The sequence below is a fragment of the Flavobacteriales bacterium genome, from assembly GCA_016716605.1.
Classification (GTDB): domain Bacteria; phylum Bacteroidota; class Bacteroidia; order Flavobacteriales_F; family PHOS-HE28; genus PHOS-HE28.
On the sequence record JADJWA010000001.1, the window covers coordinates 1,030,672 to 1,045,334 of the forward strand.

Consider the following 14,663-nt stretch of genomic DNA (forward strand, 5'->3'; position numbering starts at 1 on the left):
ACACGTCACCCCACGGGTGAAATCAATGCTCCGACTATCGGATCACACGGGCCGAATGCGACGCGGTGAGCGGCATGCCCGACCGTGGAGGCGGGGCTGCGTAGCGGGATCAAGCCCCGGTCAATCCCCCCAGTTCAGCGAGTTCTGCGTGCCGCCCTTCGCCGCGCGGCAATCGAACACCACGCCCAGGTCGCCTTCGGGCCGCTCGAAATCACCGGTGCTGATCTCGATGGTGGGGTCGGCGTACACCTTGTTCATGAAGTAACCGTAGATGGGCAAAGCCATGTTCGCACCCTGGCCCTTGTCGGTGGTGCTGAATCGCACGCTGCGGTCCTCTGCTCCGGTCCACACGCCGGTGACCAGGTCAGGGGTGATGCCGATGAACCAGCCATCGCTGTTGTTCTGCGTGGTGCCGGTCTTGCCCGCTGTGGGGAATTTGATGTTGGCGTACTTCTGCCGGGTGCCCCAGCTGGTGCGGAGCCGCAAAGCGGTGCCCACCACCTTGCCGCTGGCAGGATTGTATGCGCCATCAACCACGCTCTTGAGCATCTTGAGCATGATGTAGGCCGTGCGCTCGTCGAGGGCCTCGTAGGTTCTGGGCACCACGTCGAGGATGGTGTTGCCATTCTTGTCCTCAATGCGGGTGAAGAGGATGGGCTCGATGTAAACGCCTTTGTTGGCGAAGGAGCTGAACGCGCCGGTGATCTCCGAGAGGCGCAGGTCGGCCACGCCGAGGCAGAGCGAGGGCACGGGCTCCAGCGGGCTCTTCACGCCCATGTGCCGCGCGAGCACGGTGACGCTCTCCGGCCCATACTGCTTCATGAGCCAGGCGGTGACCGTGTTCATGGAGTTGGCCAGCGCGTACTCCACGGTCACCATGCCGCCGTATTCGCCATCGCTGTTCTCCGGGCACCATTGGGGCTGCGGCGCGGGCATGTCGAAGCACACCTTCTGGTTGGGCAGCTGCCTGCAGGGATCCATGCCCTCGCGGATCGCGGTGGCGTACACGAAGGGCTTGAAGGTGCTGCCAACCTGGCGCCGCGCCTTGTCCACGTGATCGAATTGGAAGTGCTTGAAATCAGCCCCGCCCACCCAGGCCTTCACGAAGCCCGTGCGCGGGTCCATGCTCAAGAGGCCGCTGCGCAGGAAGCTCTTGTACCAGCGGATCGAATCCATCGGGCTCATCACGGTGTCGATCTCGCCCTTCCAGCTGAACACGCGCATCTTCACCGGAGTGTCGAATACCTTGGGGATGTCCCCTTCCTTCACCACGGGCCACCAGGCATCGCAGCCGCGGTTGCTCCCTTCGCCTTTCTCGGGGCTGCAATGGAAGTGCATCGCGCCCTCGTGCATCTCCTTCACGATGAAGCGAGCCGGCCGCTCGCAGCTGCCGCACTGCTTGCCCGGTGATCACCTTGTAGCGCATGCTGCGCTTCATGGCATCGCTCAGGATCTTGTCGATCTCAGCCTGGCTCACGCGGAAGTCGAAGGGTCTGTTCTTCTTCCGGGCGATGTCCTTGAAGAAGTCCGCTTGCAGCTCGGTGCCCAAGTGCTCACGCACGCCCCACTCGGCGTATGCCTGCATCCGGCGGTCGATGGTGGTGTACACCTTGAGGCCGTCGGTGTAGAGGTCGTAGGGCTGGCCGTCGGGCCTGGGGTAGCGCAAGTTGCCTTGATCGTCCTTGCTGTCGAGCAGCGCTTGCAGTTTCTCGCGGAGTGCTTCCCGGAAATAGGGTGCGGGCCCCTCGGTGTGGCTCACGCTCTGGAAGTCGAGTCCGAGCGGCAGGGCTTTCAGCGAATCGTACTCGGCGCGCGTGATGTAGCCATTGCGGCGCATCTGGTCGAAGACCACCATGCGGCGGTGCAGCACGGTATCGATGCGGTAATCCTTGCGCGGGTTGAAGAGCGCGGGATTCTTGCACATGCCCACGAGCATGGCGGCCTCATGCAGCTTCAGCGAATCGGGCGTGGTGTTGAAATAGACGCGGGACGCGCTGTGGATGCCCACCGCCTGGTTCACCCAGTCGAAGCGGTTCAGGTACATGGCGATGATCTCGTCCTTGGTGTACATGCGCTCGAGGCGGGCGCTGATGATCCACTCCTGGAATTTCTGGAAAACGCGCTTCACCGCGTTGCCGCTGCGGTCGTGGAAGAGCATCTTGGCGAGCTGCTGCGTGAGGGTGCTGGCACCGCCGCGCTTGCCCAGGAAAACCGCCGCGCGCAGGGTGCCGCGCAGGTCCACGCCGCCGTGCTCGCGGAAGCGCTCGTCCTCGGTGGCGATCAGCGCCCTCACCACGTTCGGGCTGATGCGGTCGTAGCCCACCGGGATGCGGTTCTCTTTGTAGTACTGGCCCATCTGCGTGCCATCGCTGAAGAGCAAGGCGGTGGCCAGATCGCTGCGCGGATTCTCCAGGTCCTCGATGCTGGGCAGGTCGCTGAGCGCTGCTGCACCGAGCAAGGCGTAGATGCCGAGCACCGGCGAGAGCACAAGGCCCCACCAGATGAGCCCGCGGCGCCTGGCGCTGGCGCCGGACTTGGAGTGGGAGGTGGGCTTGGCCATTGGAGCGGCGCGAAATTATCTGCCGGTGCTGCGGCGGCACGCTGCATTAACGGGTCTTACCACCGTGCAGGTGTGCGCAGGCTTACGGCTCGCCCCGCTCGATGCTCACGCCCACGTCGATGATGCCCGGCAGCGGCTCATCGCGCATGCCCTGTTCAAGGGTGATGGTGTAGCGCCCGGGTCTTGGGAATCGATTGCCCAAGCGGTAGAGCACCTTGGCATCGCGCGTGCGGCTGGCGAAGATGAAACCGGTGCCCTTGCCGAGCCAGCGGCCCATGGGGTCGGCCAGGAGGCACTCCACGGTGTCGCGCTTGCTGCGCCCGCCAGGCCCTTCGAGGTCGAGGAAGAGGTAGAGGTTGCTGTAGGCGTATTCGCCGGTGTGGCGCACATCGATGAAGACGTTGTGGCCGCTGAGCGTGTCGGTGATATCGAAGGCGAAGGAGGGCTTGAACGAACTGCTCCACGCGCCATCTGGGATCGGGGTGTCTGCTTGGAAGACAACATTTTCCGCGCAGCCGCAGAGCAGCAGGGCGCAGGGAAAGAGCAACGCAATGGCTTTCACGCCGTTGGCGGGGTTGGTGGGGCGCCGCCACCTTGTTGACGATCGCCGCGGCCCCTGCCGCGGCCCCGCCGCCGCCGCTCACCGCTGCCCGCGCCTTGTCCTTCTTGCCGTGGCCCGCCGGGGGCTTTCTGCGGCCTCGGGCCTTGCGACGGACGAGCTTCTTGCCGGGGCCTCTGGCCTCCTTGGGCTTGCGACGGTCGAGGGCCTTGCTCGCTCCGGCGCCGCTCATCGCCACGGCCCCTGCCGCGCGACCGCTTGCCGCCGCCCTTCATCTTCGTGTCGAAGCGCGTGAGCTCATCCTGCCCCACCACATTCTCGTAGTCCGGCTGCTTCACGGTCTCCACCGGCTCATCCACCATGTTCAGGTCCACATCCGGCTCCAGGCCTTGCTTGTTCTGCGCGATGATGTCGCGCACCACATCCACCGGGAAGCCCGCCATCACGAAGCCCTCGCCCGGCTTCTTGAAGCCGTACCACATCTTGCCCGTGAAGATGTCGGTCTTGATGTGCGCACCGGTTCCTTGCTGGGTCTTCAGCTTGGCGTTCTGCGAGGGATAGCTCTTGATCGCCTCGATGTACATATCGAGCTCAAAGTTGAGGCAGCACTTGAGCTTGCCGCATTGCCCGGCGAGCTTCTGCGGGTTGAGCGCGAGCTGCTGGTAGCGAGCGGCGCTGGTGGTCACGCTGCGGAAGTCGGTGAGCCAGGTGCTGCAGCAGAGCTCGCGGCCGCAGCTGCCGATGCCGCCCACGCGCCCGGTCTCTTGCCGCGCGCCGATCTGCTTCATCTCCAAGCGCACCTTGAAGCGGTCGGCCATGGTGCGCACGATCCCGCGGAAGTCGATGCGCTCCTCAGCAGTGTAGTAGATGGTGGCCTTGGTGCCGTCGCCTTGGAACTCCACATCGGTCACCTTCATGTCGAGCCGCGCATCGCGCACCATCTCCCGCGCGGCCAGCATGGTCTCCTCTTCGCGCTTGCGGGCCTCGTGCCAGCGGTCAATGTCCTCTTGCGTGCTCTTGCGCAGGATCTTGCGCAGCTCGTAGGTCTCCACCACCACATTGCGACGCGCCATCTGGGCGCGCACCAGTTCACCCGTGAGGCTCACCATGCCCACATCGAAGCCCGGTGCCGCATCCACGGTGACCAGGTCGCCGGGCATGAGTTGAAGGCCGCTGGCGTTGCGGTAGAAGGTCTTGTGGGTGTTCTTGAAGCGCACCTCCACGCCATCGAAGGCGGTTTGCCCGTGCGGAAGGGGCACGCCCGTGAGCCAGTCGAAGACCCCCAGCTTGTTGCACCCGCTGGTGCTGCAATAGCCATTGCTCTTGCACCCGGCCGGTTTGCCATGAGCGCCTGTGCCGCAATTCCCGCATGCCATGGGGGCGAAGATACTTGGGCACCTGCGGCCGGGCCATCATCGGCGTGCCTTGCACGCCAGCCGCACGCTTGATTCGGGACCTGCGAAGCGGCCGCAACGGCCTACCTTGGCTGAATGAACAGGGTTCGATCAGTTTGCCTCGCACTGATCGCGTGCACCGGTGCTTGCGCGCAGGAACCTTACTGGAGCCCCGATGTGGCCACGATCATCTACGAGCACTGCTCAAGCTGCCACCATGACGGCGGCATCGGCCCCTTTCCCCTCATGAGTTTTGCCGATGCCGTCGCTGCCGGAACGGAGATCCCGGCGGCCATCACCTCGCGCCACATGCCGCCGTGGCCAGCGGATCCGGAGTACAGGCATTTTGCCAACGAGAACGTGCTGACCCAGGCGGAGATCAATGCGATCGTGGACTGGATCAATTTCGGCGCGCCCTTCGGCGATCCTGCGCTGGAGCCGGAACCGCCGGAGTTCCTTCCCAGCGGATCCACGCTGGGGCAGATCGACCATGCGGTGGCCATCGAGCCGTACACGCTCCAGTACAACACGGACGAGTATCGCTGGTTCGCCATCCCCAATCCGTTCCCGCAGACCATCTACATCAACAAGATGGAGGTGCTGCCAGGGCTCGATGCCGTGGTGCACCATTGTGATATCAGCTACGATGTCACCGGCTCCTCAATGGCCTTCGATCAGCAGACGGCATTGCCGGGATTCAATTCAAGCACGGGCAGTCCTACTTACAGCTATTACATGAATGCCTGGCAGCCCGGTGGCGATGTCGTTGAATACCCGGAGAACTGGGGCATCGCGGTGCCGCCCGGCAGCGATTTCGTGCTCGAGATCCACTATGGCCCAGGCGCGCAAGGGCAGGTGGATTCGACGCGCATCAATCTGCAGTTCACCACGGCCACCACAGGCATCCGGCCGGTATCGGTGGGCTGGCTGCTTGGGCAAGGGGCCCCCACGCTCGTCGATGGCCCCTTCACGCTGCCGGCGAATACGGTGCGGACCTACCACCAGGAATTCGTGGTGCCGAACACGCGCTCGTTCCTCGCGATCTGCCCGCATATGCACCTGTTGGGCAAGAGCTATAAGGTGTGGTTCGAGACGCCGCAAGGCGATAGCATCCCGCTAATCGACATCCCGCAATGGGATTTCCACTGGCAGCGCTACTACTACTTCCAGACGGTGCAGGTGATCCCGGCGGGCTCGCGCATCAAGAGCGAGGGCGTGTACGACAACACCATCGCGAATCCGTACAATCCCAATTCCCCGCCGGAGAACGTGTACCTGGGGCCCACGACGACCGATGAGATGTTCCTTACCTATTTCATCTGGACGAACTATCAGTCCGGCGACGAGAACATCATCATCGATGATGACCTCATCGCCAGCCTCGGCGCGGAGCCGGCATCAGGGCCCTCCCTGCATGTGCATCCGAATCCCGCGACTGGGGCCATCACGATCTGGACGGACCCCGCCGCGCCCGTCGAGCGATGGAGCCTGCGCGACGCATTGGGACGCTCGGCCCGCAGCGGCAACGGATCGCCCAGGAGCAGCGATCACTTCATGATATCAACGGACGGATTGCGCGCCGGGCCCTATTTGCTTGAGGTCTGGCGCGCCGAAGGCCGCATGGCGGTGCGTGTGATCCTGGAGTGAAGCGGACCGTATCCTTCGCAGTCCGATTGCGATCCTGAGCTTCGCGGTAAGCACCGCGCATCAGTCAACCCTTCAGCATCGTCATCATCCGGTAGCTCACATCCATGAAGAGCACCTTGGGGTTGGCGTTGCGCTCGATGTGCGTGTGAGCGGTCTCGAGCTCTCGGCGGATGCCCTCGGCATTGCGCTCGTTGAGCAGCGCGCTGAATCGGCCCACGAACTCGAGCTCCTGGCCGGCCACGCGCACCAGCGGAGCCGCCTGCATCCATTGCAGTGCGCACTGGCGCATGATGAAGAGGCCGTAGCGCATCAGGGCCTTCTGCCATTCCCGTCCCTGCTTGGCGAAGCCCTCACCCAGCTCGGCGGCGTTGGCCACTTCACGCTTGTAGCAAGCGCGCAGCCAATCGCGGAAGAAGACGAAGTGCTCCTCTTCGCCCTTGCTGGCCATGCTCAGGGCCTCGAGCAGGTCACCTTCACTGCGGATGGCGATGGCTTGGGCCTCCTCGGAGCCCAGCTCGGGGAATCGCTCTCTCAGGGCGTCGGCCACCTCGGACGGTTCGTGGGCATTCACCTTCACCAGCTGGGCGCGGCTGAGGATGGTGGCCATGAGCTGCTCCGGATCGGTGGAGACCAGCAGGAAGAGCGTTCGGGCCTCCGGTTCCTCGAGCACCTTGAGCAGCTTGTTCGCGGCCTGGTGATCCACCAGTTCGGGCAACCAGACCAGGATCACCTTATAGCCGCCTCGGAAGCTGCGCAGCGCGAGCTTCTGCTGGATCTCGGCCGCGATCTCCACGCCCATGCGCAGCTGCTTGTTTTCGCTATCGAGGCTATCGCGCCAGCGGTCGAGGTCGATGTACGGTTCAGCCAGCACGGCCTCGCGCCAGCTCGCCGTGAAATAGTCACAGGTGCGCGGCTTCTTTTCCAGGAAGGCGATCGGGAAGAAGAGGTGCAGGTCGGGGTGCGCCAGCTTGGCCATCTGTTGGCACGAAGGGCAGGCGCCGCAGGCATCGGCCAGCCCGCGCTGCTCGCACAACAGGTATTGCGCATAGGCCAGTGCGAGCGGCAGGTTGCCGCTGCCGCGCGGCCCTACGAAGAGCTGCGCGTGCGGCACACGCCCATCGCGGATGTTGCCGATCAGCTTCGCCTTCAATGCGGCATGACCGATGACCTTGGAGAAGAGCATGGCGCGAAGTTGCTGCAGAGTCGGCCAATGGCGGACACCGGGCAGGCAGGCACCCGCTTCCGATATTCGCGGCCATGATCACAATGGATTCCTTCTCCTTCAATGGCAAGAAAGCCTTGGTGCGCGTGGACCTCAACGTTCCGCAGGACGCGAATGGCAAGGTGACCGACGACACCCGGGCGCGCGCGATCATCCCGACCGTGAACAAGATCCTGAAGGACGGCGGCAGCGCGATCCTCATGAGCCATCTCGGTCGCCCGAAGGGCAAGGTGAACCCGGCGATGAGCCTGAAGCCCATCGCGGACCACTTGAGCGGCCTGCTTGGGCGGCCGGTGCTCTTCGCAACGGATTGCGTGGGGCCCGACGCCAAGGCGAAGGCCGCTGCGCTTAAGCCCGGAGAATTGTTGGTGCTCGAGAACCTGCGCTTCCATCCGGAGGAAGAAGCCGGTGATGAGGCATTCAGCAGGATCCTGAGCGAGCTGGGCGACGTGTACGTGAACGACGCCTTCGGTACGGCGCACCGCGCGCATGCCAGCACCACCATCGTCGCGAAGTTCTTCCCGGCCGCGAAGCTCTTCGGCTATCTGATGCAGGCCGAGATCGACAGCGTGGGCAGGGTGCTGGGGGATCCGCAGCGCCCGATGACCGCCATCGTAGGCGGGAGCAAGGTGAGCAGCAAGATCGATGTGCTTCGGAACCTGATCGGGAAGTGCGATGAGCTGATCATCGGCGGCGGCATGGCCAACACCTTCGTGAAGGCCATGGGCGGCAGCACCGGAGCATCGCTGGTGGAAGAGGACCTGCTCGACACCGCTCGCAGCATCGTCAAGGAAGCGGAGGCGAAAGGCGTGAAGCTGCACATCCCAACGGATGCCGTGGTGGCCGACGCATTCGCAATCACCGCGAACACCGATCAATGCGAAGCGGACGCGGTGCCCGACGGATGGATGGCGCTCGACATCGGCCCGAAGAGCATCGAGGCATTCAGGGCATCCATCCTGCGCAGCAAGACGCTGCTCTGGAACGGCCCCATGGGCGTGTTCGAGATGCAGCCCTTCCAACAAGGCACCATCGCCGTCGCGCAGGCCGTTGCCGAAGCCACGAGCATTGGCGCCTTCTCGCTCGTAGGCGGTGGCGATAGCGTGGCGGCGGTGAACCAGTTCGGCCTTGCGGGCAGGATCAGCTATGTGAGCACCGGTGGCGGTGCCATGCTGGAGTACCTTGAGGGGAAAGTGCTTCCGGGTATCGCGGCGGTGCAGGGCTAGCGGTCAACGCTGCGCTCCACATCTTGCTTCAGCTCTTCCATCCACTTCGTCTCGTTCAGCTTCGGGACCACGAAGGGCGCGAGGATCATAAGAGCGGGATGCAGCCGTGATTGCTCGCGCACATCAGCTGGCGGGAGTACTCCGGCGCTCCAACCGTGCAGCAGGTTCAGCGCGATGCTGAGCGTGAAGGCCGAGCGCAGAGCCCCGAAGGCGATTCCGGCCATCTTGTTCGGGATGCTCAGGGCCGCCAGGTCGATGGCCTTGGTGAGCAGATGGCCCAGCACCACCACGAGGGCCAGCACCAGGCCGAAGGTGATCAGGAAGGCCGCCGCCGCGCCCTTCACCTCCAAGCCGAGCGCATTGATCACGCGGTCGCTCAGGTGGATGCCCGCCCAGATGCCGAGCACCAGGCCGAGGAGCGATGCGACCTCAATGACGAAGCCGCGCTGGAACCCTTTCCAGGCGGAAGCGCCCAAGATGATGAGCAGGACGATGTCGAGCCAGTTCATGCGGGCGTGAAGATGCCACCTGCGACCTATTGCTGATCCGCGCTTCATCTTCGCCGCCCATGGACCTCACCTTCGAGAAACGCTGGCGCGACCTGGTCGCCTCTCTCTCCAAGCGATTCGATGGGGGCACCCTCGACCTCAACGCCATCATCTTCCTCATCGGGGTGCAGGAATTGGGGCAGCATGCGCGCGAGTTCAAGAAGGATGAGAAGGTGGCCCTGATGCACATCGGCATCTGCGTGCTGCTGCTGCCATACGGGTACTACCGCGAGCTGGGCCGCGATGCCGATGGATGGCCCCACTTCGAGCGCGTGCAGGACTTGCCCCCGCTCAGTGCCGAGGATCAGGAACGACTGATGAAAGAAGCGGTGCTGGCCTACTTCGAGAGGGTGTGAGCCTTATTCGGCCGGGAGCAGCGTGATGGTCTCCTCGTTGTCCTGTTCCTCCTCGATCTTGATGATGCCCTCGCCTACGAGCGTATCCCAGGTGCAGATGATATCGAGCACCGCGAAGCCGCTCTGACCCTTCTTGTAGAACTCGGAGTAGTCGAACACCACCAGCCCACCGCCATCCGTGGTGCCTTCCTTGTCCAGGCGGGTGGGATCGCCCAGCGGATAGGCAGGGTCAGCGTAGAGTTTCACCAAGGCTTCGGGTACCGGCGTGCCGTCCTCGAGCTGCACGGTGATCAGGGCCTTGGTGGGCTTCTGCTTGTTGCACGCAGGCAGAGCGAAGCCGAAGAGTGCCAGTACCATCGCGCCGGTAAGGACGCGGAAGGAGTTGAGCTTGGTCATTGGTCTACTTTTGGGCGCTTCGTGAAACGGATGTCAAATGTAAGGCGATGGCCCAAACCCGGGCGGCCAGTGATCCTGGCTGTTCTGAGCGCTTGGGCCAGCCTTGGGACGATGGCCCAGGCTCCGGCGGCGCCTGTTCGGCCCTTGGTGGAGATCCGGACCACGATGGGGAACATGATCGTGGCCCTCTACAACGAGACTCCCCTGCACCGGGACAATTTCCTCAAACTGGCCCGCGCCGGAGCCTACGACAGCTTGCTCTTCCACCGGGTGATCACAGGATTCATGGCCCAAGCCGGCGATCCGGAGAGCAAGCACGCCGCCCCCGGCACCCCGCTCGGGCAAGGCGGTCCAGGCTACACGATCCCGCAAGAGATCGACCCTCGCTTCATCCATAAGCGTGGGGCTTTGGCCGCGGCTCGCTCGCCCGATGAGGTGAACCCTGAGCGGCGCAGCAACGGGAGCCAGTTCTATCTGGTTCAGGGCCGCATGCATAACCGGGAGGAGCTCGATCGCACCGTGCAGCGCAATGCCCGTTACGGCACCCCCGTGAGCTACACCAATGAGCAGCGTGGCGTTTACGCTGAGCAGGGCGGCGCGCCGCACCTTGATGGCGCCTACACCGTCTTCGGCGAAGTGGTCGAGGGCCTCGAGGTGCTCGATGCCATCTGCAACACGCTCTGCGACGGGCAGGACCGCCCCTTGAAGGACATCCGCATCTTCGTGCGCCCCAAGCCATGAGCCTGCACGACCGCCTAGCCGCCATCGAGGCCGAATTAGCCAAGGCCGAAGCCCGAACCGCCGAAGAGGTGGAGCGTTTCCGCGTAGCCATGCTGGGCCGCAACGGTGCGGTCACGGAACTCTTCGAGGCCTTCAAGCTCATGGCCGGCGAGGAGAAGCGCGCCTTGGGCCAGCGCATGAATCAATTGAAGCAGAGGGCGCAGGCGCGATGGGAGGAGCTCAAGGCCGGCGCGAATGGAACGATCGAATCGGCGGGGCCCGCCATCGACTCCAGCGCTCCCGCTCTTTCCGAGCACACCGGCTCGCTTCACCCGATCACCTTGGTGCGCCAGCGGATCATCGATGTGTTCGCGCGCATCGGCTTCACCGTGAGCCAGGGGCCTGAGGTGGAGGACGACCACCACAACTTCACCGCGCTCAACTTCCCGCCCGACCATCCTGCGCGCGACATGCAGGATACCTTCTTCGTGGAGGGTCCCGGTGGATTCGCCTTGCGCACGCACACCAGCAGCGTGCAGGTGCGCGCGATGGAAGGGCAGAAGCCACCGATCCGCACGATCTCGCCCGGACGCGTCTATCGCAACGAGGCCATCAGCGCGCGCGCGCACTGCATGTTCCATCAGGTCGAGGCGCTTTACGTGGACAAGGATGTGAGCTTCGCGGAGCTGAAGGGCACGCTCGACTATTTCGCGAAGAGCCTCTTCGGCCCGGAGGTGAGCATCCGCCTGCGGCCCAGCTATTTCCCCTTCACCGAGCCGAGCGCCGAGGTGGACATGAGCTGCACGATCTGCGGTGGTCCCGGCTGCAATGTGTGCAAGCACAGCGGCTGGGTGGAGATCATGGGCTGCGGCATGGTGGACCCAGCTGTGCTTGCGAACTGCGGAATCAATCCCGAGGAGTACAGCGGCTTCGCTTTGGGCATGGGCGTGGAGCGCATCGCGCAGCTCATCTACCGGGTGCCCGACCTGCGCCTCTACTGGGAGAACGATGCCCGCTTCCTCGATCAGTTCACCGCTGCGCACCTGCGCCCCTGATCACCGCCGCTGATGCATGCCGACGTGTGCATCGTGGGCGGAGGCCCCGGCGGCTGTTCCGCCGCGCTGCAGCTCGCGAAGCATGGAATCGATGCGGTGCTCATCGAGAAGGCGCGATTCCCGCGCGATAAGGTCTGCGGCGATGCACTCAGCGGCAAGGTGATGCGCGCGCTGGAGCGACTGGATCAGGGATTGGCCGCCAGCGTGAAGCGCGATGCCCGCACCATGCCCAGCTGGGGCGTCACCTTTGTGTCGCCCAGCGGCCGCGCGCTGCGGGTGCCCTTCTCGCGCCAGACCGGAACGGGCGAAGCGCCGGGCGCCATCATGCCGCGCCTCGGCTTCGACGACATGCTCTTCCAGCGCGTGAAGAGAGCCGCCGGCATCACCAGTCTCGAAAGCGCAACGGTGAGGTCCTTCACACGGCACGACAGCGGGTGGACCGTCAGCATCGAGCAGGAGGGCCACCTTCATGAGCTCAACGTGCGGATCATCATCGATGCCAGCGGTGCGAATTCATCCTTCGCACGGCACCACGGACGGTTGCCCATGGAGCCCCGGCACCATGCAGCCGGGGTGCGGGCTTATTACAGCGGCGTGAAGGGCCTCGATCGCGATGGTTTCATCGAGCTGCTCTTCCTGAGGGAGCTCCTGCCCGGCTACCTCTGGGTATTCCCTTTGCCGGGCGGAAGAGCGAATGTGGGCTTGGGGCTTCGCAGCGATGTGGTGCGGCGCCGCAAGGCGGACCTGAAGAAGCTGCTGCTCGAATTGATCGGATCGCATCCGCAGCTCAAGGAACGTTTCGCCGGCGCCACGATCGAGGGCGGCGTGCAGGGCATGGGGCTTCCGTTGGCGAGTAAGCGCCGGCGCATCAGCGGTGAGGGCTACCTGCTCGTTGGCGATGCCGCTCATCTGATCGACCCCTTCACCGGAGAGGGCATCAGCCATGCGATGATCAGCGGGATGCATGCTGCGGATGTTGCCATGGAGGCGCTTGCGGCAGAAGACTGCAGCGCTGTCCGCCTACGCTCCTATGACGACCGGGTTTGGAGGCGTCTCGGCAAGGAGCTCGCGATCAGCACCCGCTTGCAGCAGTTGGCGCATCAGCCCTGGCTCTTCGATTTCGTGGTGGACCGCGCGAACAGGAATCCCGCGCTCGCCGACACGATCAGCAGCATGTTCACTGACATGGATTTGCGCGAACGGCTGAAGAAGCCGGGCTTCTACATGGATCTGCTGCTGGGGCGGGCGCCGAAGAAGTAGAGGGCGCCTCATCAAGCCTTCACGAACCGAACCGTCCGCCTTTCGCTTCCCAGTACCAATTCCAGGATGTATTCTCCGGGCTTCAGGTGATGAGCCGGTATTTCCAGGGCGTTGTGGCCAACGGCCACACGCTCCTGCGAATCCATCACCAAGCGGCCCAGGGCATCCATGCAGCGCAATTTCAGGTCGCCATGAGAACGGGTTGCGAACGAGAAGCGCAATTGGTCGCGCACCGGATTACCGAGCACGGAGAGTTCAGTCCATTCCTCCTTCGGCAGTTCGATCACCACCACCTTGGTGCGATCCTCTGGGCTGAGCCCCCCGACGTCGATGCTGCCGCCATCGAGGGTGACCACGAGCTTCATGCGCTGACCATTGCTCCAATCGTTGATCAAGCGCGAGCCGGGAGCAAATCGCAACCGTGCCCCTTCGCGGAGTGTAATGTGCATGTCACGTTCCTCGCTCACCTCTGCAGGCTCCTTGATGATCATGGTGCCGTTCATCACGAGCTCGGCATTCGCGCCAACGTGAAGCGCAGAGCCCTCAATTAGCAGCAGCATGCCGCGGCCTTCCTGTCCGTAATGGAAGGTGCTTCCATCGGCAACGCGCAACGCGCTGCCCGACTGGAACTGGAAGCAGGCGTTGCGCCCCTCGAACGAAATGTGGCCATGTTGGTGGACGTAGCTCGTATTGGCCGTCCAGACAACCTCGATGAACTCCCAACCCATGCAGAGGTCGGCACCGTCGTTCACCACGGTCAGCGGGTGCCGTATCGAATCGCTCCCGAGCACAAGGCCGCCACGCAGCTCCGTGTAGGGCTGAAAATTGAAGCCCGAGAATGGCTGCAGGTACATGGTCACATTCGTCGGAGAGGCCACGTTCGGCACAGGCGGCACATCAAGGTGGTACACATGGTCGGCGTCCGGGTAGTCGGCATTGTCATGCATCACCAGAATGTTGTCCCAGCCCCAGCCGATCCAGTAGGAGAATTGGCTGCCAAGGAATTGCGGCAGGTTCGCGCTGGTGAGCGGCACCAAGGTGCCCCAGGCGCTCATGTCCTGTACTTCGCTGTAGAGGTTGTCGATGTATGTGCCCGGCGGTGCTCCGTTCAGCTTCAGGCTCACTACGAATTCGCGCAAGTCGTTCTCGGCGAACTTCTCCGTGGGCACGCAGAGCTCCAACTGGTACGTGGAGAAGTCTTGCTCATCGTAAGCCGCTTGGTACCAGCGCATAGCGGTTCCGGTGCCGCTGGCGTCGGGTATGCGCACACCAGCGAAGAGGCCGGAGCAGGGCCCGCCGGGGCACGGGCCGTTGTCGAAGCTGCCCGGGCCGAAGGCCTGGAAGCCAATCGCATATTGGTTGTTGGTTGTGAGCGGAAGCACGTTGTTGTCATCGTACAGCGCCCGGATGAAAACAGGCCTTGATGCATCGATCTCATTCACAGCGATGCGTGGCCACACCCAATTCCCGGTCACATGGGCCAGGTTGATGCAGGTCGCAGGGTCCCTAGGCCCCCACCATGTATCGTCGAGTGTTTGGTAGGCCTCCCAGCCCGCGTAGGTGAGAATGTTGACACCGGGGTCCTGCGGGCAGGCGATCGTCAACGTATCCGAAGGGCTGAATCCGGGCAGGTAGGGTTGCGCGATCGCGCTTGCTGGCAAGAGAATCGCGAAGTGGAGTACAGCTCTATTCATGGTCGCGGATTTCAGGTGGGACACGC

Annotated in this window: 14 protein-coding genes; 6 read left to right on the forward strand and 8 right to left on the reverse strand. The window is 63.7% G+C overall.

Translation table 11 applies throughout. The features are described 5' to 3' along the window. Positions 1-120: 120 nt before the first annotated feature. From IPM12_04105 to IPM12_04120, 4 genes are all read right to left on the reverse strand, one after another. Positions 121-1,176, reverse strand: coding sequence for a hypothetical protein (locus IPM12_04105; protein MBK9146989.1), 1,056 nt, complete (start codon positions 1,174-1,176; stop codon positions 121-123). Next, on the reverse strand, positions 1,079-2,560 hold the full coding sequence (locus IPM12_04110) for a transglycosylase domain-containing protein (GenBank protein ID MBK9146990.1): 1,482 nt from the start codon (positions 2,558-2,560) through the stop codon (positions 1,079-1,081). The genes IPM12_04105 and IPM12_04110 overlap by 98 nt, the downstream gene beginning before the upstream one ends. An 82-nt stretch (positions 2,561-2,642) precedes the next feature. Continuing rightward, on the reverse strand, positions 2,643-3,122 hold the full coding sequence (locus tag IPM12_04115; protein ID MBK9146991.1) for a gliding motility lipoprotein GldH: 480 nt from the start codon (positions 3,120-3,122) through the stop codon (positions 2,643-2,645). Beyond that, positions 3,119-4,495, reverse strand: a complete 1,377-nt coding sequence (locus tag IPM12_04120; GenBank protein MBK9146992.1) for a hypothetical protein — start codon at positions 4,493-4,495, stop codon at positions 3,119-3,121. Before IPM12_04120 ends, IPM12_04115 begins: the two co-directional genes overlap by 4 nt. Positions 4,496-4,609: 114 nt before the next feature. On the opposite strand from IPM12_04120, the gene IPM12_04125 reads away from it, so the two are divergent. Further along, positions 4,610-6,160: a hypothetical protein gene (locus IPM12_04125; GenBank protein ID MBK9146993.1), complete on the forward strand. Its 1,551-nt coding sequence runs from the start codon at positions 4,610-4,612 to the stop codon at positions 6,158-6,160. Between the two features lie 64 nt (positions 6,161-6,224). On the opposite strand, the gene IPM12_04130 is transcribed toward IPM12_04125, so the two are convergent. Continuing rightward, the gene (locus IPM12_04130; protein ID MBK9146994.1) at positions 6,225-7,343 is read right to left on the reverse strand and encodes a hypothetical protein; all 1,119 of its coding nucleotides are present in this window, start codon (positions 7,341-7,343) and stop codon (positions 6,225-6,227) included. A gap of 74 nt (positions 7,344-7,417) precedes the next feature. Here IPM12_04130 and IPM12_04135 point away from each other — a divergent pair, with 74 nt between their 5' ends. Then, positions 7,418-8,608 carry a phosphoglycerate kinase gene (locus IPM12_04135; protein ID MBK9146995.1) on the forward strand — a complete coding sequence of 397 codons (1,191 nt, stop codon included), beginning with the start codon at positions 7,418-7,420 and terminating at the stop codon, positions 8,606-8,608. On the opposite strand, the gene IPM12_04140 is transcribed toward IPM12_04135, so the two are convergent. After that, positions 8,605-9,117 carry a CvpA family protein gene (locus IPM12_04140; protein MBK9146996.1) on the reverse strand — a complete coding sequence of 171 codons (513 nt, stop codon included), beginning with the start codon at positions 9,115-9,117 and terminating at the stop codon, positions 8,605-8,607. The genes IPM12_04135 and IPM12_04140 overlap by 4 nt on opposite strands. 59 nt (positions 9,118-9,176) lie before the next feature. Here IPM12_04140 and IPM12_04145 point away from each other — a divergent pair, with 59 nt between their 5' ends. After that, a complete protein-coding gene (locus tag IPM12_04145; protein MBK9146997.1) occupies positions 9,177-9,512 on the forward strand; it encodes a hypothetical protein in 336 nt (111 codons plus the stop codon). Between the two features lie 3 nt (positions 9,513-9,515). Here IPM12_04145 and IPM12_04150 read toward each other — a convergent pair whose 3' ends face one another. Continuing rightward, positions 9,516-9,908 carry a hypothetical protein gene (locus tag IPM12_04150; GenBank protein ID MBK9146998.1) on the reverse strand — a complete coding sequence of 131 codons (393 nt, stop codon included), beginning with the start codon at positions 9,906-9,908 and terminating at the stop codon, positions 9,516-9,518. A gap of 30 nt (positions 9,909-9,938) precedes the next feature. On the opposite strand from IPM12_04150, the gene IPM12_04155 reads away from it, so the two are divergent. Genes IPM12_04155 through IPM12_04165 form a run of 3 tightly spaced genes read left to right on the forward strand, consistent with a single transcriptional unit; the run spans position 9,939 to position 12,943 of the window. Next, positions 9,939-10,649: a peptidylprolyl isomerase gene (locus IPM12_04155; GenBank protein ID MBK9146999.1), complete on the forward strand. Its 711-nt coding sequence runs from the start codon at positions 9,939-9,941 to the stop codon at positions 10,647-10,649. Next, positions 10,646-11,683 (forward strand): phenylalanine--tRNA ligase subunit alpha, encoded by a 1,038-nt coding sequence (gene pheS / locus IPM12_04160; GenBank protein MBK9147000.1) that lies wholly within the window; start codon positions 10,646-10,648, stop codon positions 11,681-11,683. The genes IPM12_04155 and pheS overlap by 4 nt, the downstream gene beginning before the upstream one ends. 9 nt (positions 11,684-11,692) lie before the next feature. After that, positions 11,693-12,943, forward strand: coding sequence for an NAD(P)/FAD-dependent oxidoreductase (locus IPM12_04165; protein ID MBK9147001.1), 1,251 nt, complete (start codon positions 11,693-11,695; stop codon positions 12,941-12,943). Positions 12,944-12,954: 11 nt separating this feature from the next. Here the strand turns inward: IPM12_04165 and IPM12_04170 are convergent, their stop codons facing one another. Then, a complete protein-coding gene (locus tag IPM12_04170) occupies positions 12,955-14,637 on the reverse strand; it encodes a hypothetical protein (GenBank protein MBK9147002.1) in 1,683 nt (560 codons plus the stop codon). Between the last annotated feature and the right edge of the window lie 26 nt (positions 14,638-14,663).

Bases quoted from the DNA above. Each gene is read 5' to 3' on its own strand.
- IPM12_04140 (MBK9146996.1), bottom strand. From the start codon at position 9,117: ATGAACTGGCTCGACATCGTCCTGCTCATCATCTTGGGCGCTTCCGCC.
- IPM12_04145 (MBK9146997.1), top strand. From the start codon at position 9,177: ATGGACCTCACCTTCGAGAAACGCTGGCGCGACCTGGTCGCCTCTCTC.
- IPM12_04130 (MBK9146994.1), bottom strand. From the start codon at position 7,343: ATGCTCTTCTCCAAGGTCATCGGTCATGCCGCATTGAAGGCGAAGCTG.
- IPM12_04155 (MBK9146999.1), top strand. From the start codon at position 9,939: ATGTCAAATGTAAGGCGATGGCCCAAACCCGGGCGGCCAGTGATCCTG.
- IPM12_04170 (MBK9147002.1), bottom strand. From the start codon at position 14,637: ATGAATAGAGCTGTACTCCACTTCGCGATTCTCTTGCCAGCAAGCGCG.
- IPM12_04105 (MBK9146989.1), bottom strand. From the start codon at position 1,176: ATGGATTCGATCCGCTGGTACAAGAGCTTCCTGCGCAGCGGCCTCTTG.
- pheS (MBK9147000.1), top strand. From the start codon at position 10,646: ATGAGCCTGCACGACCGCCTAGCCGCCATCGAGGCCGAATTAGCCAAG.
- IPM12_04120 (MBK9146992.1), bottom strand. From the start codon at position 4,495: ATGGCATGCGGGAATTGCGGCACAGGCGCTCATGGCAAACCGGCCGGG.
- IPM12_04135 (MBK9146995.1), top strand. From the start codon at position 7,418: ATGATCACAATGGATTCCTTCTCCTTCAATGGCAAGAAAGCCTTGGTG.
- IPM12_04125 (MBK9146993.1), top strand. From the start codon at position 4,610: ATGAACAGGGTTCGATCAGTTTGCCTCGCACTGATCGCGTGCACCGGT.
- IPM12_04150 (MBK9146998.1), bottom strand. From the start codon at position 9,908: ATGACCAAGCTCAACTCCTTCCGCGTCCTTACCGGCGCGATGGTACTG.
- IPM12_04110 (MBK9146990.1), bottom strand. From the start codon at position 2,560: ATGGCCAAGCCCACCTCCCACTCCAAGTCCGGCGCCAGCGCCAGGCGC.